Genomic DNA, 21,664 nt, shown 5'->3' on the forward strand with positions numbered 1-21,664 from the left:
ATTTTCCACCATCGTCTGCATCATGTCCATGCGTGTCAACCGCCATGGTGATGGGTCGATTTCAGTGCGCCTGCTCCCAATTCGGTCCGACCCCCATGTCCACTATCAGCGGCACGGCCAGCTGAGCTACCCCGCACATCAGGCCGGGCAATTCGCGCTGGACGGTTTCCAGCTCGGCGTCGGGCACTTCCAGCACCAGTTCGTCGTGCACCTGCATGATGATCAGGCTCTGCATCCGGTGTTTCTCCAGCCAGCCCTGCACCGCGATCATGGCGAGCTTGATCAGGTCGGCGGCGGTGCCCTGCATCGGCGCGTTGATCGCGGCGCGCTCGGCGGCCTGGCGGCGCATGCCGTTGGCGCCGCCGATTTCCGGCAGCCATAGCCTGCGGCCGAACACGGTTTCGACATAGCCCTGCGCCTTGGCGGCTTCGCGGGTGCGCTCCATGTATCGGGCCACGCCGGGGTAGCGGGCGAAGTAGCGTTCCATGTAGGCCTGGGCGGCGTTGCGCTCGATGCCCAACTGCGAGGCCAGGCCGAACGCGGACATGCCGTAGATCAGTCCGAAGTTGATCACCTTGGCGTAGCGGCGTTGCTCGCTGCTGACCTCGGCCGGCGTTACGCCGAAGACTTCCGAGGCGGTGGCGCGGTGGATGTCCTCGCCAGCGGCAAAGGCCCTGAGCAGGCTTTCGTCGCTGGAGAGATGAGCCATGATCCGAAGTTCGATCTGCGAGTAGTCGGCGGCGATGATGTGGCTGCCCGGCGTAGCGATGAAGGCTTCGCGGATGCGCCGCCCTTCCTGAGTGCGCACCGGGATGTTCTGCAGGTTGGGGTCGGAACTGGCCAGCCGTCCGGTCACCGCCACCGCCTGGTTGTAGCTGGTGTGGACGCGGCCGGTTTGCGGGTCGACCATGCGCGGCAGCTTGTCGGTGTAGGTGGACTTGAGCTTGGCCACCCCGCGGTATTCGAGCAGCAATTTCGGCAACGGGTAGTCCAGCGCCAGCTCCTGCAGCACGTCCTCGTCGGTGGAGGGGGCGCCGCTGGGGGTTTTCTTTTTCACCGGCAGCTTGAGCTGGTCGAACAGGATTTCCTGGATCTGCTTCGGGCTGTTGAGGTTGAACGGCTGGCCCGCCAACTGGTGCGCTTCCCTTTCCAGCCGCAGCATGCTGGTGCCGAGCTCGTGGCTTTGCTGGGCGAGCAGTTGGGTATCCAGCAGCACCCCGTTGCGCTCCATGGTGAACAGCACGTCGAGCAGGGGCATTTCGATATTGCGGTAAACGAAGCCCAGCTTGGCATCGGGCTCTATCTGCGGGAACAGGGCCTGGTGCAGTTGCAGGGTGATGTCGGCATCTTCCGCCGCATAGCGGGTGGCGGTTTCGATGTCGACCTGGTCGAAGCCGATCTGCTTTGCGCCCTTGCCGGCGACCTCGGCGTAGGTAATGGTCTTGGCGCCGAGGTGGCGCAGCGCCAGGGAGTCCATGTCGTGCGGCTTGTGGCTTTCGAGCACGTAGGATTGCAGCAGGGTGTCGTGGACGATGCCGTCGAGAATGATGCCGTGGTTGGCGAACACGTGCTTGTCGTACTTGAGGTTCTGCCCGAGCTTGGGCCGGGTCTTGCTTTCCAGCAGGGGCTTGAGCCGGCGCAGCACCGTTTCCCGATCGAGCTGCTGCGCCACGCCGGCGTAACGGTGGGCGAGCGGGATGTAGGCGGCATGGTGCGGCTCCAGCGCCAGGGAGATGCCGACAATTTTTGCCGCCAGCGGGTCGAGGCTGGTGGTTTCGGTGTCGACCGAAATCAGCTCGGCGCGCTCCAGGCGTTCGATCCAGGCCGACAGATGAGCTTCGGTCAATACCGTTTCATAACTCGCTTCCTGCTTCGGTGGCCGTTCGACCGTCTCGCCGGCCTGATTTTGCGTGCCGGCATCGACCGCCTCGCGCAGCCAGGTCTTGAACTCGCAGCGCTCGAACAGCTCAATCAGCTTCGGCGTGTCCTGAGGTTGCGGGCCAAGTTCTTGCAGGGTGACCGGCAGCGCCACGTCGCATTTGATGGTGAGGAGCTCCCTGCCCTTGGGCAGCCAGTCCAGGGTATTGCACAGGTTCTCGCCGACCACGCCGCCGATCTCGTCGGCATGGGCGATCAGGTTGTCGAGCGAGCCGTACTGGGCCAGCCATTTGACCGCGGTCTTCGGCCCGACCTTGTCCACGCCCGGCACGCCGTCCACCGCGTCGCCGACCAGGGCGAGGTAGTCGACGATGCGCGTGGCGGGTACGCCGAACTTGGCGGCGACGCCGGCCTCGTCGAGTTTCTCGTTGCTCATGGTGTTGACCAGGGAAACGTGCGGATTGACCAGCTGCGCCATGTCCTTGTCGCCGGTCGAGATCACGGTGCGGATGCCCTGGCGCCAGGCTATTTCGGCCAGGGTGCCGATGACATCGTCGGCTTCCACCCCGTCCACCATCAACAGCGGCCAGCCCATGGCGCGGATCGCCTCGTGCAGCGGCTCGATCTGGCGCGCCAGGTCGTCCGGCATCGGCGGGCGGTGGGCCTTGTATTGCGGGTAGAGGTCGTCGCGGAAGGTTTTCCCCTTGGCGTCGAACACACAGGCGCTATAATCGGCGCTATAATCCTTGTGCAGGCGGCGCAGCATGTTGAGCACGCCGTAGATCGCCCCGGTCGGCTCGTTGAGGCGGTTGCGCAGATCTGGCAGCGCGTGAAAAGCGCGGTACAGGTAAGATGATCCATCCACCAGCAGCAGCGTTTTAGTTTCCATTTGCGGTTAAACCTTTATGAACGGCTCAGAAAAAATCCCCAAAATGCAGGGCACGGACATTGCCGGGTACGCCTATTCAGCCAGGGAATCCTGGCGCGTGTTCGAGATTATGGCAGAATTCGTCGAGGCGACGGAGCGCCTGAGTTCCATCCGTCCCGCCGTGAGCGTTTTCGGCAGCGCCCGCACCTCCGTCGATCATCATTATTACAAGCTCACCGAGGAAATTTCCCGGCTCTTGTCCGATGCCGGTTTCAGCGTGATTTCCGGCGGCGGCCCGGGCATCATGGAGGCGGCCAACAAGGGCGCCTTTTTCGGCAAATCCCCCAGCGTCGGCCTGAACATCCAGCTGCCATTCGAGCAGCATACCAACCTCTACCAGAACATCAGCCAGACCTTCCGCCATTTTTTCGCGCGCAAGGTGATGTTCGTCAAGTTCGCCACGGCCTACGTCGTGATGCCGGGCGGCTTCGGCACTCTGGACGAGCTGATGGAAGCGCTGACTCTGGTGCAGACCGGCAAGACCCGCAAAATTCCGATCATCCTGGTGCATGAACCTTACTGGCGCGGCCTGGTGGACTGGTTCAGGGATACCCTGGTCAAGGAGGGAACGATCAATGCGGACGACATGGACCTGATCCAGTTGATCGACGAGCCCAAGGACGTGGTGGATGCGATCTTCAAGTACTATGAAACTCGCGGTTTCGAGCCTTCCGCCGCCGAGCGGGAAATGCTGCTCAGCCTGTAATTTCGAATAAGCCCTTTAACCTAAAAACGGCATTTCACCGCAAAGGACGCTAAGGTTCGCAAGGTACCAAAAGTAGGCGCCTCTAGGCGAAACAATGAGTAAATGAATTATTCTGCACCACCCATCTGGTAAGCGGATTAAGTTGTTCAAGCCCTTGAATTTCTTCGCGTCCCTTGCGTCCTTTGCGGTTCAACAGCTTTTTATCGATTCAAATGTATAATGGTCTTCTGTATTTAAGGAAAAAAACATGCGCGCCCTGATCGCCCTATTGCTGATTGCCCTGACCCTGCCTGCCTATGCGGAAGGCGCCAAAACCCTGCCCAAGGACCTGCAGCCGATCCCCGAGCCGCCTGCGGCGCCGGCAGGAATGGAGCTTGACCCGGCTTTGGAGCCGCAGGTGACCATCATCAAGCGCGGCGAGGAAAAGGTCGAGGAATACCGCATCGGCGGCAAGCTGTACATGCTGAAAGTCACCCCGCCCCATGGCGTGCCCTACTACCTGGTTGACCACAAAGGGGACGGGCAATTCTCGCGTCAGGACAACCTGGATTCCGGGGTGCGCGTGCCGCAGTGGGTGTTGATGCGTTTCTAAGCCACTCACGATCGTTACCGCATGTCCGTTTTTACTACCGTTTCCAGAGATGAACTTGCCGTCTGGCTGAAGAATTATTCCCTGGGCAGCCTGGTCGATCTGCAGGGCATTTCCGCCGGCATCGAAAACACCAATTATTTTGTTACCACCAGCCATGCGCGCTATGTGCTGACTCTGTTCGAGAAGCTCAACCGCGAAGAGTTGCCGTTTTTCCTCAACCTGCTCGACCATCTTGCCTCCCACGGCATCCCCTGCCCGCGGCCGATCGCCAGCCTGGAAAACAGCTTTCTCGGCGAGCTGAACGGCAAGCCGGCCTGTATCGTCAGCTGCCTTGAGGGTAAGTCGCTGGAGCAGCCGAATGCGCACCACTGCAGCCAAGTCGGCGAAATGCTCGCTGACATGCACCTCGCCGGCCGTTCCTATAAGGCTGAAATGCCGAACCCGCGCGGTCCGGCCTGGTGGAAGGCGACCGCGCCGCTGGTGCTGCCCAAGCTGCCGCCCGAGGAAACCGAATTGCTCAGCCAGGAAATCGGCTACCAGTCCGGCTTTCGCTTCGAGGACCTGCCGCGCGGCGTGATCCACGGTGACCTGTTCCGCGATAATGTATTGTTCAAGGACGACGCCTTGAGCGGCGCCATCGATTTTTACTACGCCTGCAGCGGCGCCTGGCTTTACGACCTGGCGATTACGGTGAACGACTGGTGCATCGCCGAGGATGGATCGCTGGATAGTGAGCGGACTGCGGCCATGTTGCGCGCCTACCACCAGACCCGTCCGCTGTCCGAGATGGAGCAGCAGGCATGGCCGGCGATGCTGCGCGCCGGCGCGCTGCGCTTCTGGCTGTCGCGCCTCTACGATTTCCATTTTCCGCGCCCGGGCGAGCTCACCCACGCCAAGGACCCCGGCCATTTCCGCCGTATTTTGCAGCGGCATGTGGCGACGCCGTCCGAATTGCAGCATTTATTGTAAGGATCAAACATGGAAGTGCGTAAAGTCGATGCCGGACGGGGCTGGCAGTGGATAGTGGGCGGCTTCGCCTTGTTCCGGAAGAATCCGCCGATCTGGATCGCGCTGTTCGTGATCTATTTTCTGATCGTCATCGTGGTTTCCATCATTCCCGTGGTCGGTCCGCTGGTGATGACGCTGCTGGCGCCGGTGTTCACCGCCGGCTTCATGCTGGCCTGCCGCGGCGTGGAGGCGGGTGAAGAGCTCGAACTGGGCTATCTGATCGCAGGATTCAAGCACAACACCGGCCAGCTTGTTACCGTCGGCGGCCTGTATCTGGTGGGGTCGATCATTATCCTCGGGCTGATGATGATGAGCGGCGGCGGCGCCATTCTCGGCTCGGCGGCGCTGGGCCAGATGCAGGGCGTAGAGCCGAACGAGGCGATGGTGGGCGCGATGGGCGGAATGCTGATCGCCCTGCTGGTCGCCTTTGCGCTCTTGATCCCGCTGCTGATGGCGTACTGGTTCGCCCCGGCACTGGTGGTGTTGCGCAACATGACGGCCATGGACGCGATGAAGCTGAGCTTTGTGGGCTGTCTGCGCAATATGTGGCCGTTTCTGGTTTACGGGGTGATCGCCTTTATCCTGATGATGATCGCAATGATCCCCTTCGGCCTCGGCATGCTGATTCTGGTGCCGGTACTGAATGCCTCGATCTATTTGGGCTACAAGGATATTTTTCCGGCTGAGCGGGAGCAGGAAACCGAGTCGCCCACGCTGCCGGCGTAACTTCCCTTTCCGTCCAGCTCAAGCAGCCGTCAGCTTGGCATACTCCAGCGCCAGCCATTTCACCCCAGCATTGCGGAATTTCACCTGCACCCGTGCATCCGCGCCGCTGCCTTCGCAGTTGACGATGACGCCCGCGCCGAACTTGGCGTGAGCCACGTTCTGGCCGACATGCCAGGGCGAGTCGATCATACTGCGCTCATAAGCGCTGGGTTTGGCCGGCTCTGGCCGTGCCGCCCAGTTGTCCGCAACAGATTGCGGGTATGGGCGTGAGGCTTTAGGCGCCGGGTTGATCCGTTTCAGCAGGTTTTCCGGGATCTCGCTCAGGAAGCGCGAAGCCAGCCCGTAGCGGAACTGGCCGTGCAGCATCCGGCTCTGCGCCAGGCTGAGGTAAAGCCGGCGCCTGGCGCGGGTGATGGCGACGTACATCAGGCGCCGCTCTTCCTCGACGCCGTCGGCTTCGTTGCGGGCGTTGTCGTGGGGAAACAGTCCCTCCTCCAGCCCGCTCAGGAACACGGCGTGGAACTCCAGCCCCTTGGCGGCGTGCACGGTCATCAGCTGGAGCGCGTCGCTGCCCGCCTCGGCCTGATGCTCGCCCGCCTCCAGCGCGGCATGGGTGAGGAAAGCGGTAAGGCTGTCGTCCTCGTTCTCGTTGACGAAGCCGACGGCGGCGTTGACCAGTTCGTTGAGGTTGTCGACCCGGTCGGCGCCGTCTTTCTCGGCCTGGTAATGCGCCACCAGCCCACTCTGCGCCAGCATGTGCTCGATTTGCTCCGGCAATGGCAGACCTTCGCAGGTGTCCTGCATCGCCCTGATCAGCTCAAGAAAGGCGCCGATACTCGACCCCGCCTTGCCGCCGAGCTGTCCGCTTTTTGCCGCCTGCCACAGGCTGGGCTGGTTTTGTCTGGCGATTTCCTGCAACTGCTCCAGGCTGCGCGCGCCGATGCCGCGCGCCGGGAAGTTGATCACCCGCATCAGGGCGCCGTCGTCGTCGGTATTGCCGATCAGGCGCAGGTAGGCCAGCGCGTGCTTGACCTCCTGCCGTTCGAAGAAGCGCAGGCCGCCATGGACGCGGTAAGGAATGCCGGCGTTGAACAGGGCGTGCTCCAGCACGCGGGATTGGGCGTTGGAGCGGTACAGCAAGGCGATCTGGGCGAAGTCCACGCCTTCGCGCTTCAGCGCGCGTGCTTCGTCGACGATGAACTGGGCTTCTTCCTGATCGTTGGCGGCTTCGTACAGGCGGATCGGCTCGCCGGTGCTTTCGGCGGTCCACAGGTTCTTGCCGAGCCGGCCGCGGTTGTGGCGGATCAGGGCGTTGGCGGCATCCAGGATGTTGCCGTGAGAACGGTAGTTTTGCTCCAGCTTGATGACTTTCTCGACACCGAAATCGCGCTCGAAATCCTGCATGTTGCCCACCCGCGCGCCGCGGAAGGCATAGATCGACTGGTCGTCGTCGCCGACCGCGAACACTGCGGCATCCGGCCCCGCCAGTTGCTTGAGCCAGAGGTACTGGAGGCGGTTGGTGTCCTGAAACTCGTCCACCAGGATGTGGCAAAAGCGGCTCTGGTAATGGGCGCGCAAGGCGGCATCGCGGGAAAGCAGCTCGTAGCTCCGCAGCAGCAGCTCGGCGAAATCCACCACGCCCTCGCGCTGGCACTGCTCGTCATAGGCGGCGAACAGCTCCTGCTGTTTGCGCGTGTAGGGGTCGTAGGCCTCCACGTCCTTGGCGCGCAGCCCCTGATCCTTGGTGTTGTTGATGAAATGCTGCAGCTGCTTGGGCGGGTATTTCTCGTCGTCGACATTCAGCGCCTTGAGCAGGCGCTTGATCGCGCCGAGCTGGTCGGCGGAATCGAGAATCTGGAACTGCGCGGGCAAGCCGGCCTCGCGGTGGTGAGCGCGGAGCAGGCGGTTGCACAGGCCGTGGAAAGTGCCGATCCACATGCCGCGGGTGTTGATCGGCAGCATCGCGCCCAGCCGCGTCAGCATTTCCTTGGCCGCCTTGTTGGTGAAGGTGACGGCCAGTATCCCCGCCGGGCTGACCTGACCGGTCTGGATCAGGTGGGCGATGCGGGTGGTCAGCACCCGCGTCTTGCCGCTGCCGGCGCCGGCCAGGATCAGCGCGGACTGGTGCGGCAGGGTGGCGGCTTCGAGTTGTTCGGGGTTGAGCCCGGCAAGAAAGGACTGGGGCATGGCGTGGTAGACTTCTGGGCAACGGAAAACCTATTATAAAGCATGGCAACGGAGGAAACACGATGACAAAACTGATGTATTTCGCGCAACTGGCAGAATCGCTGGACCGCACCTCGGAACAGGTTACGCTGCCGGCTTCGGTGAGCAGCGTAAAAGCATTGATCGACTGGCTGGGCCGCCGCGACGACGCATGCTGGAAAGCGCTGGCCGGAGACAAGGTGGCGGTGATGGTGAACCGGCAGCCGGCCGCCCCAGAGACGGCGATCAAGGAGGGCGACGAGATTGCCTTCATTCCCGAACGGCTGAAATAGGATTGTGGGTGGCTTAAAGCAGACAGGCAGGGATAAACATAATATGATTTGAAGGGTTAGGTTAGGTTTTATCTTCGATCTGGAAATAGAGAGGGGGAGGCCAGGCAATGGAACTAGCAAAAATCGTTTCGACGCATCCCGCCCTGGCGGGACACGAGTCCAGGATGGTTTCGGCGAAGGAGGCTGTTGCTACGGTTCGTGCCGGAAACAATGTCTATCTCGGCACGGCCTGCGCAACCCCCCGCTTGCTGTGCGCTGCGCTGGAGAACCTTGCCGATCCGCCCCCCGATGTGACGCTTTTCCATTTCCTGACCGATGGTGCGATGCCGCACAAGGAGGGCAAACCCTCGACGCGGTACAGACACAAATGTTTCTTTGTCGGCAGCGACATGCTCACTGCTGTCGCAAAGGGGCTGGCCGAATACATACCCGTATCCCTGTCGCAGGTACCCGGGCTCGTCGAAAACGGGCGTATCCCGATCGACGTGGCATTTGTCCAGGTATCCCCGCCGGACGAATTCGGCTATTCGAGTCTAGGCGTTTCGGTTGACGTGACCGCCTCGATGGTCCAGAACGCCCGCCGCGTCATTGCCGAAATCAACCCCAACATGCCCCGCACTACCGGGGACAGTCTCGTCCATGTCAGCCGCTTCGATCGCATGGTCTGGCACGACGCGCCGGTTATCGAAGCGCCTGCGGCCCCCGTCGACGAGGTGACCGAGCGGATAGCCCGGCATGTCGCAAGCCTCGTCGAAGACCGTTCCACCTTGCAGATCGGGCTGGGCTGCCTGCCGCAGGCGACGCTCCGGCATCTCGGTGACCGGCGCGATCTCGGCGTTCATACGGATGTCATTACGGATGCCCTGGTCGAACTGATGGAGAATGGGGTGGTGACCGGCCGCTGCAAAAGCCAGTACCGGGGCATGGTTGTCGGCAGCTACTGTCTGGGTACGCGGCGGCTTTACGACCTGATCGATGGTAACCCCCTGTTTTCCTTCCAGTCGATCGAGCGCGTCAGTGCCATCGACACCATCGCCCGGCAGTACAAGATGGTTTCGGTGAACCAGGCCTGCGCGGTGGACCTGACCGGGCAGGTCTGCACTGACCAGTTTGCCGGCCAGTTTTGCGGCGGGGTGACGACCCAGGTGGAATTCATCCGGGGCGCGGCCCTGTCGCCCGGCGGCAAGCCTGTCGTCTGCCTGACCTCCACGACGGAGGACGGCAAGATGTCGCGCATCCGCCCGCTGCTGTTGCAGGGAGAAGGCGTGACCATTGCGCGTTCCGACGTCCACTACGTGGTGACCGAGTACGGCATTGCCTACCTGTTTGGCAAGTCCATTCGCGAACGGGTGCTCGCACTGATCCGGATTGCCCATCCGGATTTCCGCCCCAAGCTGCTGAAAGAGGCCAGGAAGCTCGGTTATGTCGAGAAGGGGCTGTCTCTCAGGAAGTCCGGCGCGGCCTCGGATCGAGAAGAGCGGCGCCTGCTCCTGAGGGACCAGAAGACCGTGCTGATCCGCCCGACCCGGGCCAAGGACACGCCGGCTTTGCAGGGGTTTTTCAGGAGTATGAGCAAGGAAGATCTTTACACGCGCTTTTTCCGGCGCCTGAGCCATCTTTCCGATGCCGAGGCGCAACGCCTGTGCAATGTCGACCAGGACAGCGAGGTGGCCTTCCTGGTGCTGTATGGCGCCAAGGGAAAGGAAACCATTATCGGCAGCGCGTTTTACTTTGTGAACCCGTCTGCCAACATGGCGGAGGTCGCCTATATGGTGTCGCCGGAATGGCAGGGTAAGGGAATCGGCACCGCTATGCAGCTCAGGCTCATGGAACATGCGAAGAAGCGTGGCTTGCGGGGCTTTACCGCCGAAATCCAGACCTATAACGCCAACATGATCAATCTGGCGAAGCGGGCTTGCGACGATATCAGCATCGAGCGGCATGGCGATACGCACGAAGTCACCATGCTGTTCGAATAGGGCCTGGTTTGCGGCAAAAAAAACCGGGTAGGGGCAGAAGCCCGTACCCGGTTTTTTTGCTGCAGCTCTCGATGCTTACTTCTTGTGCTTTTTCTTGGCTTCCATCATGTCGTGGATCATCGGGGCGAGAATGACTTCCATCGCGAAGCCCATCTTGCCGCCGGGCACTACCAGGGTGTTGCGGCGCGACATGAACGAGTTGGGGATCATGCTTTGCAGATAGCAGAAATCGACGCCCTTGGGATCCTTGAAGCGGATCACCACGAAGCTTTCGTCGGGCGTCGGGATGTCGCGGGCGATGAAGGGGTTGGAAGTGTCCACGGTCGGCACGCGCTGGAAGTTGACGTCGGTGCGTGAGAACTGCGGGGTAATGTAGTTGATGTAGTCGGGCATGCGACGCAGGATGGTTTCCACCGTGGCTTCTGCCGAGTAGCCGCGCTCCTTGGCGTCGCGGTGGATTTTCTGGATCCATTCCAGGTTGACGATAGGCACCACGCCGACACCCAGATCCACATATTTGGACGCGTCAACCTTGCCGTTTGCTGCCAGGCCGTGCAGGCCTTCGTAGAACAGGATGTCGGTGCCGCCGGGGATGTCTTCCCAAGGCGTGAATTCACCGGCTTTCAGCTTGGTTTTCAGCTTCAGGCGGGCGTTGTGCGTTTCGGCTTCGTCGTCGTTGTGCAGGTAGTAGCGCTTCTTGCCGGTGCCGGTTTCGCCGTAGCTCTTGAATAAGGCCTCGATCTTGTCGAAATGGTTGGCTTCCGGCCCGAAATGGCTTAAATGGCCGTTGCCCTGAGCTTCGGCTTTGCTTACGGCTTCCTTGAATTGAACCCGGTTCAGCGAGTGGAAGCTGTCGCCTTCCACCACGGCTGCCTGGATGTTCTCCCGGATGAGAATGTGCTCGAACGCAACCTTGACGGTGGTCGTGCCGGCGCCGGACGAACCGGTAACCGCAATAACAGGGTGCTTCTTCGACATCTGGATTTCCTCCCGCTGCTTAAGTCATTAATAATGAATGGGGCGAGTATAATCGTGCGCTGCCGCTTTTGTCACTATGCGGGGCATTCGATTCTTGAATGGAAGGATAAAGTTATTTTGTTTTTCATCGCAGTAACCCGCTGAAAGGCGTAAACCGAGCCAGCCGTTCGCGGGTATAATTGCGTATCGTTAAAGAGGAATATCACCCGTTCATGCAAGCGCAATACTTACCCACCGAGATCGAACGTCAGGCCCAGGCCTTCTGGGATCAAAGCAACGCGTTCAAGGCCGTGGAAATCCCTGGCAAGCCCAAATACTACTGCCTGTCGATGTTCCCCTATCCCTCCGGCAAGCTGCACATGGGGCACGTGCGCAACTACACCATCGGCGACGTGCTGGCGCGCTACCACCGTTTCCAGGGGTACAACGTGCTGCAGCCGATGGGCTGGGACGCCTTCGGCCTGCCGGCGGAAAACGCGGCGATCCAGAACAACGTGGCCCCGGCGGCGTGGACCTACTCCAACATCGACTACATGCGCGGGCAGCTCAAGAGCCTCGGCCTGGCCATCGACTGGTCGCGCGAACTGGCCACCTGCAAGCCGGACTACTACCGCTGGGAGCAGTGGCTGTTCACCCGGCTGTTCGAGAAGGGCCTGATCTACAAGAAAACCGCTCCGGTGAACTGGGATCCGGTGGACATGACCGTCCTTGCCAACGAACAGGTGATCGACGGCCGCGGCTGGCGCTCCGGCGCGCTGGTGGAAAAGCGCGACATCCCGATGTATTTCATGAAGATCACCGCCTACGCCGAGGAACTGCTCGCCGATCTGGACAACCTGACCGGCTGGCCGGAGCAGGTCAGAACCATGCAGAAGAACTGGATCGGCAAGAGCTTCGGTGCCGAAGTTCATTTCCCCTATGACAATGACCAGGGCGTGCTGAAGGTCTTCACCACTCGTCCCGACACCCTGATGGGTGCGACCTATGTGGCGGTGGCCGCCGAACATCCGCTTGCCACCGAAGCGGCTCAGGGCAATCCGGAGCTTGCCGCTTTCATCGAGGAATGCAAGCACGGCAGCGTAGCGGAAGCCGACATGGCGACGATGGAAAAGAAGGGCATGCCCACCGGCAGCTTCGTGGCGCACCCGCTCAACGGCGAGAAGCTGCCGGTGTGGGTGGCCAACTATGTGCTGATGGGTTATGGCGAAGGGGCGGTGATGGCCGTTCCCGCCCATGACGAACGCGACTTCGCTTTCGCTGCCAAATACAATCTGCCGGTCAAGGCCGTAATCCGTACCTCGGCTGGCGATGATACCCCCGCGCCGTGGCAGGATGCCTATGCCGAGCACGGGACGTGCATCAACTCCGGCAAGTACGACGGACTGGATTTCAGCCAGGCTTCCGACGCCATCGCCGGCGATCTCCAGACCAAAAACCTGGGTGCCAAGCGCACCCAGTTCCGCCTGCGCGACTGGGGCATCTCGCGCCAGCGCTACTGGGGCTGCCCGATCCCGATCATCCATTGCGCGTCCTGCGGCGACGTGCCGGTGCCGGAAAAAGACCTGCCGGTGGTGCTGCCGGAGGACGTGAAGATCGACATCGGCTCGCCGATCAAGAAAATGCCGTCCTTCTACGAGACGACTTGTCCCAAGTGCGGCGGCAAGGCCGAGCGCGAGACCGACACCATGGACACCTTCGTCGAGTCTTCCTGGTACTACGCCCGCTATACCGGCCCGGATAACGACAAGACCATGCTCGACGAGCGCGCCAACTACTGGCTGCCGGTCGATCAGTACATCGGCGGCATCGAGCACGCCATTTTGCATCTGCTTTATGCGCGCTTCTTCAACAAGCTGATGCGCGACGTCGGGCTGGTGAACTGCAGCGAGCCTTTTACCCAGTTGCTGACCCAGGGCATGGTGCTCAAGGACGGCACCAAGATGTCCAAGTCCAAGGGCAATACGGTAGACCCCCAGGCGCTGATCGACCGGTACGGTGCCGATACCGCGCGCCTGTTCATGATGTTCGCGGCACCGCCGGAGCAGAGCCTGGAGTGGTCCGACGCCGGGGTGGAAGGCGCATACCGCTTCCTGAAAAGACTCTGGAAGGCGGTGCACGATCACGTCGAGAAGGGCGTGGTCGAGGGCTACAAGGGCGGCGATCTGACCGCGGAACTCAAGACGCTACGCTTCCAGTTGCATGGCACCATACAGAAAGTCAGCGACGACTACGGCCGCCGCCAGCAGTTCAACACCGCCATTGCCGCAGTGATGGAGCTGATGAACGCGCTCGGCAAGGCCGGCGACGACAGCCCCGCCGGGCGTGCCGTGATGCAGGAGGCGCTGGAGGCTGCGGTACAACTGCTCGCACCGATCGTGCCGCATGCCTGCCAGGCGTTGTGGGCCGAGCTCAAGGGCGGGGCCAACCTGCTCGATGCGCCTTGGCCCAAGGTAGATGCTGCGGCACTGGTGCAGGACGAGATCGAACTGGTGCTGCAGGTCAACGGCAAGCTCAGGGGCAGCATCACTGTTGCCAAGGACGCATTGAAAGAGGCGATCGAGCAACTGGCCCTGGCCAACCCCAACGTGCAGAAGTTCATGGAAGGCAAACCAGCGAAGAAAGTCGTGGTGGTGCCGGGCCGACTGGTCAATGTCGTGGTTTAGAGGATTAACGATGCGCAAACTCCTGGCGGTAACCGCTCTTCTCTTTCTAGCCGCATGTGGCTTCCAGTTGCGTGGCGTGGCGAACTTGCCTTTCGAGTTGCTGTATGTGGACGGTGGCGGCAATCCTGCGCTGGCGGCGGAGATCGGCCGGGCGATTCGTTCCGGGACCCAGACCAAGCTAACCGACAAGGCCGAAGACGCGCAGGCGGTGCTGCAGGTGCAGGGGGCCGCGCGGGAAAAACGCATCCTGGCGCTGAGCGGCGCTGGACGGGTAAGGGAATACGAGTTGATTTACCGCGTGGGCTTCCGCTTGATAGACAAGGAGGGGCGTGACCTGATTTCTCCCCTGCCCATCGAAATGAGGCGCGCCATGCTCTGGGACGATGCCCTGGTCCTGGCGAAGGAGCAGGAAGAGGCGCTGCTCTACCGCGACATGCAGAACGATGTGCTCAGCCAGCTGATGCGACGCCTGGCCGCGGCGAAGCTCCAACCGGAAGATGGCGCGACTCAACGCTGACCAGCTGGCCGCGCATTTGCAGCGCGGCCTCGCGCCGTTGTACCTGATTTACGGCGACGAGCCGCTGCTGGCGATGGAGGCCGCCGATGCGATCCGCGCCAAAGCGCGCCAGGAGGGCCATGCCGAGCGCGAGGTGTTTACGGTCGAGTCCGGCTTCAGCTGGCAGAACCTGCTGGCGAGCGGCAACAGCCTGTCGTTGTTCGCCACCAGGCGTATCATTGAAATTCGCATCCCCACCGGCAAACCTGGCACGGAGGGCGGCCAGGCGCTGCAGGACTATTGTGCGCGGTTGCCGGATGAAACCATCACCGTGGTGACCTGCCCCAAGCTCGACAAGCAGGCGCAGGCGACGAAATGGTTCAAGGTGCTGGAGCAGACCGGCACGGCGATACCGGTTTATCCGGTAGAGCGGCCGCGACTGCCGCAATGGATCGGGGTGCGGTTGGCGGCACAGAAACAGCGTGCCGACGCGACGACCTTGCAGTTCCTGGCTGACCGCGTCGAAGGCAATCTCTTGGCGGCACACCAGGAAATCCAGAAGCTCGGGTTGTTGTTCCCCGAAGGCCCGCTGAATTTTGACCAGGTTCGCGAAGCGGTGCTGGATGTCTCGCGCTATGATGTATTTAATCTCTCCGATGCTATGCTGGCTGGAGATGTCGTGCGCCTGGCGCGGATTCTGGAAGGGCTGAAGGGTGAGGGCGTGGCGCCGACGCTGGCGCTGTGGGCGCTGACCCAGGAAATCCGCACTTTGGCAAAATTGAAGCTGGGCCAGCGCAGGGGCGCCGCCCTGCCGCAACTGTTCCGCGAGGCGCGGGTATGGGAATCCCGCCAAGGCTTGGTCCAGCGCGCACTGGGCCGACTGAGCGAAACCAGGCTGGTTGCCGGGTTGAAGCAGGCTGCGGCGCTGGACCGAATGATCAAGGGCTTGAGCCGTGGCGATGTGTGGGACGAGCTGCTGCAATTGGGGCTGGGGATAGCCCGAACAGGCTAAACCGCAAAGGCGCGAAGGCGCAAAGAAAAATGTGGCGTTAACCCTTGGCGTTCTTCGCGCCTTCGCGGTTAATCAGGTTTTAAGGAGTATGTGGATGGATATCAAAGCTTACATGCATACCGTCGGCCAGCAGGCACGCGCCGCTTCGCGCCTGATGGCGAAGGCCGACACCAATGCCAAGAACAAGGCGCTGACAGCAATGGCGAGTGCAATCCAGCGCGACACCGCCAAGCTGATCGCGGCGAATGCCAAGGATCTGGCCGAAGCCCGCGAGGCCGGCCTGGAAGAAGCCCTGCTCGACCGCCTGACCCTGACCGAAAAAGGCGTTGCCGGCATGGCGGAGGGGCTGTTGCAGATTGCGGCCCTGCCCGATCCGGTGGGCGAGATCACCGGCCTTAATTACCGTCCCTCCGGCATCCAGGTCGGCAAGATGCGCGTGCCGCTGGGTGTGATCGGCATCATCTACGAGGCCCGCCCCAATGTCACGGCGGATGCCGCCGGCTTGTGCCTGAAGGCGGGCAACGCGGCGATTCTGCGTGGCGGTTCGGAAGCGATCCACTCCAACCAGGCGATCGCCGCCTGCGTGCGCGAAGGGCTGGCCGCGGCCGGCTTGCCGGCGACGGCGGTGCAGGTGATAGAAACCACCGACCGCGCCGCAGTGGGCGAGCTGATCACCATGAAGGAATTCGTCGACGTGATCGTGCCGCGCGGCGGCAAGGGACTGATCGAGCGCCTGATCGCCGAGGCGCGCATCCCGGTGATCAAGCACCTGCATGGCGTGTGCCATGTTTATATCGACGACAAGGCAGATCTGGACAAGGCGATCCGGATCGCCGACAACGCCAAGACCAGCCGTTACGGCACCTGCAACACCATGGAAACCCTGCTGGTGGCGGAGGGCGTGGCGGCGACGGTGCTGCCGCCGCTGTGCAAGATCTATCAGGACAAGGGCGTGGAGCTGCGCGGCTGCCCGGCAGCGCGCGCGATCATTCCGCAGATGAAGGAAGCCACCGAGGAAGACTGGCACACTGAGTACCTTGCGCCTATCCTTTCGGTGCGGGTGGTGAAGGATCTCGATGCGGCGATCGAGCATATCAACACCTACAGCTCGCAGCACACCGAATCCATCGTCACCGAAGACTACAGCCGGGCGCGCCGTTTCCTGCGCGAGGTGGATTCCAGCTCGGTGATGGTGAACGCCTCGACCCGCTTCGCCGACGGTTTCGAATATGGGCTGGGAGCGGAAATCGGCATCTCAACCGACAAGATCCACGCACGCGGTCCGGTCGGGCTGGAAGGGCTGACCAGCCAGAAATTCATCGTGTTGGGCGACGGCCAAGTGCGTGGCTAAAATTATATTTTACTAAGGAGGGCGGCATGACGATCAACATTCCAGAAACTCCAGCCGGGTATGACCAAACCCGGATTATCGAACGGCCGGACGGTTTTTACTGGCAGGACAGGGAAACCGACAAGGCGTTCGGGCCTTTCCCGACGCTGCTGGATGCGGTGCAGGACATGGAATACAACGCCGACTCCGATTACGAGCCCGGCGAGTCGCTGGCGGAAGTGGAGGCTGAAATCGGCATTGCGGACTGGAATGACCCCGACACCGGCCTGCCTGCTGAGGAAACGCATCACATTGAAGATCACTGATAAGTGGGGAATGGGCGATGAGGAATGGGTAAGTGGTAGGAGGGTTATGCTTCTCACCCATCACTCATTACCGATTACCAGATGATTTCCCCTGTCGGTATTCTCGGCGGCACGTTCGACCCCCCTCATTTCGGCCATCTGCGGCTGGCTCAGGAGCTGGTGGAAGGGCTGGGCCTGAGCGAGGCGCGCTTCATTACGGCGGGGTTGCCGCCACATCGCAGCCCGCCCTTCGCCTCGCCGCAACAGCGGCTGGAAATGGTGCGCCTGGGCATTGCCGGCAACCCGCTGTTCGCGCTCGACGAGCGAGAAATCTTCAAGCCGACTCCCAGCTACACGGTGGAAACCCTGCTGGATTTGCGCCGGGAGCTGGGCGCGATGCAGTCGCTGTGCCTGTTCATGGGCACGGACGCTTTTCTCGGCCTGACCACCTGGCATCGCTGGCGCGAGTTGTTCGGCCTGGCTCATATCGTGGTGGCGCAGCGCCCTGGCGTGGCCGGCATTACCCGGGCTGCCGCAACCTTGCCCGCCGAGCTGCTGGATGAACTCAACCGGCGCCTGGTCAATGAGCCGGAGGCCTTGCGTGATGCACCATCCGGCGCCATTCTCGTGCATCCGGTCACTGCGCTCGACATTTCCGCCACGCAAATCCGCAGCGATCTCGCAGCCGGGCGCAGCCCGCGTTATTTGCTCCCCGACGCGGTTCTCGATTATATTCAGACAAACGGACTCTATAAGGACATCAATGGAACCTGAAGCCATGAAACAAGCGGTAATTTCCGCGCTGGAAGACATCAAGGCGCGCGATATCGTGGTAATGGATGTGCGCAAGCTCACCAGCATGACCGATTACATGATCGTAGCCAGCGCCGATTCCAACCGCCAGACCCGGGCCTTGGCCGATAACGTGCAGAAAAAGCTCAAGGAGGCCGGTGCGCATGTGCAGGGCGTGGAGGGTGAGGGAACCGGCGAGTGGGTGCTGGTGGACCTGGGGTCGGTGGTCGTTCACATCATGCAGCCCACGGTACGGGAATACTACAATCTCGAGCAATTGTGGGGCGGCCCTCCGATGAGCAAGAAACCTAAATTGGCGGAATCCACGGTTCATCCGTGAAACTGTTGATCCTGGCGGTCGGCCACAAGATGCCCGCCTGGGTGAAAGAGGGCTTCGGGGAATACACCAAGCGCATGCCGCGCGAGGCCCGCATCGAACTGGTCGAGATCAAACCGGAAAAGCGGGCCGGCGGAAAAACCAGGGAACAGGTTCATGAGGCAGAGCGGAGTCGCATCGAAGCCGCCCTGCCGGCCGATTGCGTGCGAGTGGTGCTGGATGAGCATGGCAAGGACTGGAGCACCCTGGAACTGGCCGATGAGTTGAAAGACTGGATGCGTGGCGGGCGCGACGTGGCTTTCGTCATCGGAGGCGCGGACGGCTTGCACCCGGAGGTGAAGCGCCAAGCCAACCGGCTCTGGTCCTTGTCCCGTCTGACGCTGCCCCATGGCCTGGTTCAGGTGGTCCTGGCGGAGCAGCTGTATCGTGCCATGACGGTAATCCAGAACCACCCCTATCATCGGGAGTAAGGGTTTGATTTCAGATAAAAAAATTTACCTGGCTTCGCGCTCGCCGCGCCGGCGCGAGTTGCTCGCGCAAATCGGCGTCGGCTTCGAACTGTTGCTGCTTCGGGACGACTTGGCGCGCGGCATGGATGTGGACGAGAGCCCCCTGCCCGGCGAAAACCCGCATGACTACGTGCTGCGTGTCAGTCACGCCAAGGCCGAGGTCGGCTGGCTGCGCGTGCAACAGCGCAGGCTGCCGCATTTCCCCGTGCTGGCGGCAGATACGGCGGTGGTGCTGAACGGCAGGATCATGGGCAAACCCGCGAACCGGGACGCAGCCATGGAGATGTTGCTGGCTTTGTCGGGAAAAAGGCATGAAGTGCTCACTGCCGTGGCGGTGGCGAATGCGGGGAGGATCGAGCAAAAGCTGTCAGCGTCTATCGTACAGTTCGGCAAGCTGACCAATCATGCCGTTCGCCGTTACGCCATGACCGGCGAACCGCTCGACAAGGCTGGCGCTTACGCGATCCAGGGGCATGCGGCGGCGTTCATCGAAAAAATAGAAGGCAGCTACTCCGGCGTGATGGGGCTGCCGCTGTACGAAACGGCGGAGCTGCTGGCCAGCTTTGGCATTGAGGTTTTATAAATCACTTGCCGCGGATTAACACCGATTTACACGGATTAAAATCTGGGCTATCCATGGACATCCGCGGATAAAAATCAAAAAATATGAGCGAAGAAATACTGATCAACGTCACCCCGCAGGAAACCCGGGTGGCGGTCATGCAACAGGGTGTGGCCCAGGAAATCCATATCGAGCGCATCAGCAGCCGCGGCCTGGTCGGCAACATTTACGTCGGCCGGGTGTGCCGGGTGCTGCCGGGCATGCAGTCGGCATTCGTCGAGATCGGCCTGGATCGCGCCGCCTTTCTCCATGTGGCGGACATCTGGCAGGAGCGCCAGGATGTGGAAACCCGGCTGATCGAGAGGATCCTGCACGAGGGGCAGACCCTGCTGGTGCAAGTGATCAAGGACCCGATCAGCACCAAGGGCGCGCGCCTTTCCACCCAGATCAGCATCGCCGGACGCTTTCTGGTGTTTTTGCCGCAGGAGACCCACATCGGCATCTCCCAGCGCATCGAGGACGAAGCCGAGCGAGAGCTCCTGCGCGACAAGTTGCAGCACTTGCTGCAGCCCGATGCGGGCGGCGGCTTCATCATCCGCACCATGGCGGAAGCGGCCTCCGACAGCGAGCTTGCGGCCGATATCGAGTACCTGCGCAAGCAGTGGCGCGACATCAACGACAAAGCCAAAAGCGCCAAGCCGACCACCATGCTCTACCACGACCTGAATCTCTCGCTGCGGGTGCTGCGCGATTTCGTCAACGAGGAAACCATCCGCATTCGGGTGGATTCGCGCGAGACCTTCCAGAAAATGCAGGGTTTCGCCCTGGAGTACACCAGCAACGTCGTCGGCCTGCTCGAACATTATGCCGGCGAGCGCCCGCTGTTCGACCTGCATGGCGTGGAAAACGAGATCGAAAAGGCGTTGGCGCGGCGCGTCGACCTGAAATCCGGCGGCTATCTGATCATCGACCAGACCGAGGCGTTGACCACGGTAGACGTGAATACCGGCGGCTTCGTCGGCGGCCGCAATTTCGACGACACCATTTTCAAGACCAACCTCGAGGCGGCGCAGGCGATCGCGCGCCAACTGCGGCTGCGCAACCTCGGCGGCATCATCATCGTGGATTTTATCGACATGGACAACGAGGAGCACCAGGCCGCCGTGCTCGCCGAGTTCAAGAAGACGCTGGCGAAGGACCGCACGCGCATGACGGTGAACGGCTTCTCCGCGCTGGGCCTGGTGGAGATGACGCGCAAGCGCACCCGCGAGAGCCTGGCGCACATCCTGTGCGAGCCCTGCTCCACCTGTCAGGGGCGCGGGGTTCTGAAGACGGCGCAGACGGTGTGCTACGACATCCTGCGCGAGCTGGTGCGCGAGGCGCGCCAGTTCAGCGCGCGCGAGTTTCGCATCCTGGCTTCCCAGAAGGTGATCGACCTGTTTCTCGACGAGGAATCACAAAGCCTGGCGCAGCTGGGCGATTTTATCGGCAAGCCGATTTATCTTCAGGTGGAGAATCAGTACAGTCAGGAGCAGTACGATATTGTGTTGATGTAGAGGGGGCACGAACGCTGGAGTTAAGCCGATCTGCGAAGCGGCTTCGGCGTGAACGAATTTTTAGGCATTTTGCACTTCTTTGGATAAATGTTTGCTAATAACAGATGGTAGATTCCTAGGCGATTTAATGCGTAGTTGTTTATTGACATTGAATCTGCCAAACACAACTTCAATATCATTGAATGTCACCCCAAATTCTTCTGCCAGGAATCGAACCATATGATCGGTTGCTCTGCCCGCCACTGGCGCGGCAGTGACACTAACTTTGAGTTGTTCACCTTTAACCTTGCCAATAGCATCCCGTTTTGCGCTAGGTTTACCGAGAATATTGAGCACTAACGTTTCACCATCCCAGGCACAGAAAGAATTAATTGCTGATTTTTTACGCGCTCTACCTCCGACATGCATTGACTCTTGCCTCATAGATTGGCGCTTAAGATGCCTAACGTAAATTCGATATCAAAAGTGAAATGTAACCTGGCGCCATGCGTCATATAATCTTTGTGGGATTCAGTTTATCCATTGATCAGAATTGTTTTTGCAAAACAAACCCGGCGTGGCGTAAGAAGAAACACGTCTATGTCCCCAGTCTATACACTTGCCCAAAATACAAGTAACCAAACAAAAAGGCAGTGCGCCAGCACAAACTGGCAAGTGATAGTTGGTGCAAGTCCAACACAAGAAAGGAGTAGCGAACCGTCTTGACCCCGAGTCATGCGTTGCGCATCGCGAGGTGCGTAGCGAAGCGTTGACAGGGGACACCGACAGGCCAGCCATTGAGCCGCGAAATTTGTAAATCCGGGATGCCG

Annotated in this window: 20 protein-coding genes; 16 read left to right on the top strand and 4 right to left on the bottom strand. The window is 61.0% G+C overall.

What is annotated here, in order from left to right; all coding sequences use genetic code 11:
- Window positions 1-61: 61 nt before the first annotated feature.
- A complete protein-coding gene (gene polA, locus VMV64_RS17010; protein ID WP_325332521.1) occupies window positions 62-2,767 on the bottom strand; it encodes a DNA polymerase I in 2,706 nt (901 codons plus the stop codon).
- 16 nt (window positions 2,768-2,783) lie between these two features.
- On the opposite strand from polA, the gene VMV64_RS17015 reads away from it, so the two are divergent.
- From VMV64_RS17015 to VMV64_RS17030, 4 genes are all read left to right on the top strand, one after another.
- Complete coding sequence (locus VMV64_RS17015; RefSeq protein ID WP_325332523.1) at window positions 2,784-3,512, top strand: TIGR00730 family Rossman fold protein; 729 nt, start codon at window positions 2,784-2,786, stop codon at window positions 3,510-3,512.
- Window positions 3,513-3,759: 247 nt separating this feature from the next.
- A complete protein-coding gene (locus VMV64_RS17020) occupies window positions 3,760-4,104 on the top strand; it encodes a DUF2782 domain-containing protein (protein WP_325332525.1) in 345 nt (114 codons plus the stop codon).
- 21 nt (window positions 4,105-4,125) lie between these two features.
- Complete coding sequence (locus VMV64_RS17025) at window positions 4,126-5,073, top strand: homoserine kinase (RefSeq protein WP_325332527.1); 948 nt, start codon at window positions 4,126-4,128, stop codon at window positions 5,071-5,073.
- Window positions 5,074-5,082: 9 nt separating this feature from the next.
- Complete coding sequence (locus VMV64_RS17030) at window positions 5,083-5,838, top strand: BPSS1780 family membrane protein (protein WP_325332529.1); 756 nt, start codon at window positions 5,083-5,085, stop codon at window positions 5,836-5,838.
- A gap of 18 nt (window positions 5,839-5,856) precedes the next feature.
- Here VMV64_RS17030 and uvrD read toward each other — a convergent pair whose 3' ends face one another.
- A complete protein-coding gene (gene uvrD, locus VMV64_RS17035; protein WP_325332531.1) occupies window positions 5,857-8,025 on the bottom strand; it encodes a DNA helicase II in 2,169 nt (722 codons plus the stop codon).
- A gap of 62 nt (window positions 8,026-8,087) precedes the next feature.
- Between uvrD and VMV64_RS17040 the strand changes: the two genes are divergently transcribed.
- Both VMV64_RS17040 and VMV64_RS17045 read left to right on the top strand, forming a co-directional pair.
- Window positions 8,088-8,336, top strand: coding sequence for a MoaD/ThiS family protein (locus VMV64_RS17040; RefSeq protein WP_325332533.1), 249 nt, complete (start codon window positions 8,088-8,090; stop codon window positions 8,334-8,336).
- A 107-nt stretch (window positions 8,337-8,443) separates the two neighbouring features.
- Complete coding sequence (locus VMV64_RS17045) at window positions 8,444-10,315, top strand: GNAT family N-acetyltransferase (RefSeq protein ID WP_325332535.1); 1,872 nt, start codon at window positions 8,444-8,446, stop codon at window positions 10,313-10,315.
- Between the two features lie 75 nt (window positions 10,316-10,390).
- Here VMV64_RS17045 and VMV64_RS17050 read toward each other — a convergent pair whose 3' ends face one another.
- Window positions 10,391-11,293: a phosphoribulokinase gene (locus tag VMV64_RS17050; RefSeq protein WP_325332537.1), complete on the bottom strand. Its 903-nt coding sequence runs from the start codon at window positions 11,291-11,293 to the stop codon at window positions 10,391-10,393.
- A gap of 212 nt (window positions 11,294-11,505) precedes the next feature.
- Between VMV64_RS17050 and leuS the strand changes: the two genes are divergently transcribed.
- The 10 genes from leuS to rng all read left to right on the top strand — a co-directional run bounded on the left by leuS (window position 11,506) and on the right by rng (window position 20,855).
- Window positions 11,506-13,956, top strand: coding sequence for a leucine--tRNA ligase (gene leuS / locus VMV64_RS17055; protein ID WP_325332539.1), 2,451 nt, complete (start codon window positions 11,506-11,508; stop codon window positions 13,954-13,956).
- Window positions 13,957-13,966: 10 nt separating this feature from the next.
- Window positions 13,967-14,473: an LPS assembly lipoprotein LptE gene (gene lptE / locus VMV64_RS17060; RefSeq protein ID WP_325332541.1), complete on the top strand. Its 507-nt coding sequence runs from the start codon at window positions 13,967-13,969 to the stop codon at window positions 14,471-14,473.
- Window positions 14,454-15,464 carry a DNA polymerase III subunit delta gene (holA, locus tag VMV64_RS17065; RefSeq protein ID WP_325332543.1) on the top strand — a complete coding sequence of 337 codons (1,011 nt, stop codon included), beginning with the start codon at window positions 14,454-14,456 and terminating at the stop codon, window positions 15,462-15,464. The genes lptE and holA overlap by 20 nt, the downstream gene beginning before the upstream one ends.
- Before the next feature lie 94 nt (window positions 15,465-15,558).
- Window positions 15,559-16,815 (top strand): glutamate-5-semialdehyde dehydrogenase, encoded by a 1,257-nt coding sequence (locus VMV64_RS17070; protein WP_325332546.1) that lies wholly within the window; start codon window positions 15,559-15,561, stop codon window positions 16,813-16,815.
- A 26-nt stretch (window positions 16,816-16,841) separates the two neighbouring features.
- Window positions 16,842-17,120, top strand: a complete 279-nt coding sequence (locus VMV64_RS17075) for a hypothetical protein (RefSeq protein ID WP_325332548.1) — start codon at window positions 16,842-16,844, stop codon at window positions 17,118-17,120.
- An 81-nt stretch (window positions 17,121-17,201) separates the two neighbouring features.
- Window positions 17,202-17,873: a nicotinate-nucleotide adenylyltransferase gene (nadD, locus tag VMV64_RS17080; RefSeq protein ID WP_325332550.1), complete on the top strand. Its 672-nt coding sequence runs from the start codon at window positions 17,202-17,204 to the stop codon at window positions 17,871-17,873.
- A gap of 4 nt (window positions 17,874-17,877) precedes the next feature.
- On the top strand, window positions 17,878-18,231 hold the full coding sequence (gene rsfS / locus VMV64_RS17085; protein WP_325332552.1) for a ribosome silencing factor: 354 nt from the start codon (window positions 17,878-17,880) through the stop codon (window positions 18,229-18,231).
- Window positions 18,228-18,698, top strand: coding sequence for a 23S rRNA (pseudouridine(1915)-N(3))-methyltransferase RlmH (rlmH, locus tag VMV64_RS17090; RefSeq protein WP_325332554.1), 471 nt, complete (start codon window positions 18,228-18,230; stop codon window positions 18,696-18,698). The genes rsfS and rlmH overlap by 4 nt, the downstream gene beginning before the upstream one ends.
- A gap of 4 nt (window positions 18,699-18,702) precedes the next feature.
- A complete protein-coding gene (locus VMV64_RS17095) occupies window positions 18,703-19,320 on the top strand; it encodes a Maf family protein (protein ID WP_325332556.1) in 618 nt (205 codons plus the stop codon).
- 83 nt (window positions 19,321-19,403) lie between these two features.
- On the top strand, window positions 19,404-20,855 hold the full coding sequence (gene rng, locus VMV64_RS17100) for a ribonuclease G (protein ID WP_325332558.1): 1,452 nt from the start codon (window positions 19,404-19,406) through the stop codon (window positions 20,853-20,855).
- A gap of 60 nt (window positions 20,856-20,915) precedes the next feature.
- Here rng and VMV64_RS17105 read toward each other — a convergent pair whose 3' ends face one another.
- The gene (locus VMV64_RS17105) at window positions 20,916-21,263 is read right to left on the bottom strand and encodes a DUF167 family protein (RefSeq protein WP_325332560.1); all 348 of its coding nucleotides are present in this window, start codon (window positions 21,261-21,263) and stop codon (window positions 20,916-20,918) included.
- Window positions 21,264-21,664: the final 401 nt, after the last annotated feature.

The sequence above is a fragment of the Sulfuricella sp. genome, from assembly GCF_035531155.1.
Classification (GTDB): Bacteria; Pseudomonadota; Gammaproteobacteria; order Burkholderiales; family Sulfuricellaceae; genus Sulfuricella.

Bases quoted from the DNA above. Each gene is read 5' to 3' on its own strand.
- VMV64_RS17040 (WP_325332533.1), top strand. From the start codon at position 8,088: ATGACAAAACTGATGTATTTCGCGCAACTGGCAGAATCGCTGGACCGC.
- VMV64_RS17015 (WP_325332523.1), top strand. From the start codon at position 2,784: ATGAACGGCTCAGAAAAAATCCCCAAAATGCAGGGCACGGACATTGCC.
- rsfS (WP_325332552.1), top strand. From the start codon at position 17,878: ATGAAACAAGCGGTAATTTCCGCGCTGGAAGACATCAAGGCGCGCGAT.
- VMV64_RS17030 (WP_325332529.1), top strand. From the start codon at position 5,083: ATGGAAGTGCGTAAAGTCGATGCCGGACGGGGCTGGCAGTGGATAGTG.
- holA (WP_325332543.1), top strand. From the start codon at position 14,454: ATGGCGCGACTCAACGCTGACCAGCTGGCCGCGCATTTGCAGCGCGGC.
- VMV64_RS17025 (WP_325332527.1), top strand. From the start codon at position 4,126: ATGTCCGTTTTTACTACCGTTTCCAGAGATGAACTTGCCGTCTGGCTG.
- uvrD (WP_325332531.1), bottom strand. From the start codon at position 8,025: ATGCCCCAGTCCTTTCTTGCCGGGCTCAACCCCGAACAACTCGAAGCC.
- VMV64_RS17105 (WP_325332560.1), bottom strand. From the start codon at position 21,263: ATGCATGTCGGAGGTAGAGCGCGTAAAAAATCAGCAATTAATTCTTTC.
- VMV64_RS17050 (WP_325332537.1), bottom strand. From the start codon at position 11,293: ATGTCGAAGAAGCACCCTGTTATTGCGGTTACCGGTTCGTCCGGCGCC.
- rng (WP_325332558.1), top strand. From the start codon at position 19,404: ATGAGCGAAGAAATACTGATCAACGTCACCCCGCAGGAAACCCGGGTG.
- polA (WP_325332521.1), bottom strand. From the start codon at position 2,767: ATGGAAACTAAAACGCTGCTGCTGGTGGATGGATCATCTTACCTGTAC.
- VMV64_RS17070 (WP_325332546.1), top strand. From the start codon at position 15,559: ATGGATATCAAAGCTTACATGCATACCGTCGGCCAGCAGGCACGCGCC.
- leuS (WP_325332539.1), top strand. From the start codon at position 11,506: ATGCAAGCGCAATACTTACCCACCGAGATCGAACGTCAGGCCCAGGCC.
- lptE (WP_325332541.1), top strand. From the start codon at position 13,967: ATGCGCAAACTCCTGGCGGTAACCGCTCTTCTCTTTCTAGCCGCATGT.
- VMV64_RS17075 (WP_325332548.1), top strand. From the start codon at position 16,842: ATGACGATCAACATTCCAGAAACTCCAGCCGGGTATGACCAAACCCGG.
- VMV64_RS17045 (WP_325332535.1), top strand. From the start codon at position 8,444: ATGGAACTAGCAAAAATCGTTTCGACGCATCCCGCCCTGGCGGGACAC.
- VMV64_RS17020 (WP_325332525.1), top strand. From the start codon at position 3,760: ATGCGCGCCCTGATCGCCCTATTGCTGATTGCCCTGACCCTGCCTGCC.
- nadD (WP_325332550.1), top strand. From the start codon at position 17,202: ATGATTTCCCCTGTCGGTATTCTCGGCGGCACGTTCGACCCCCCTCAT.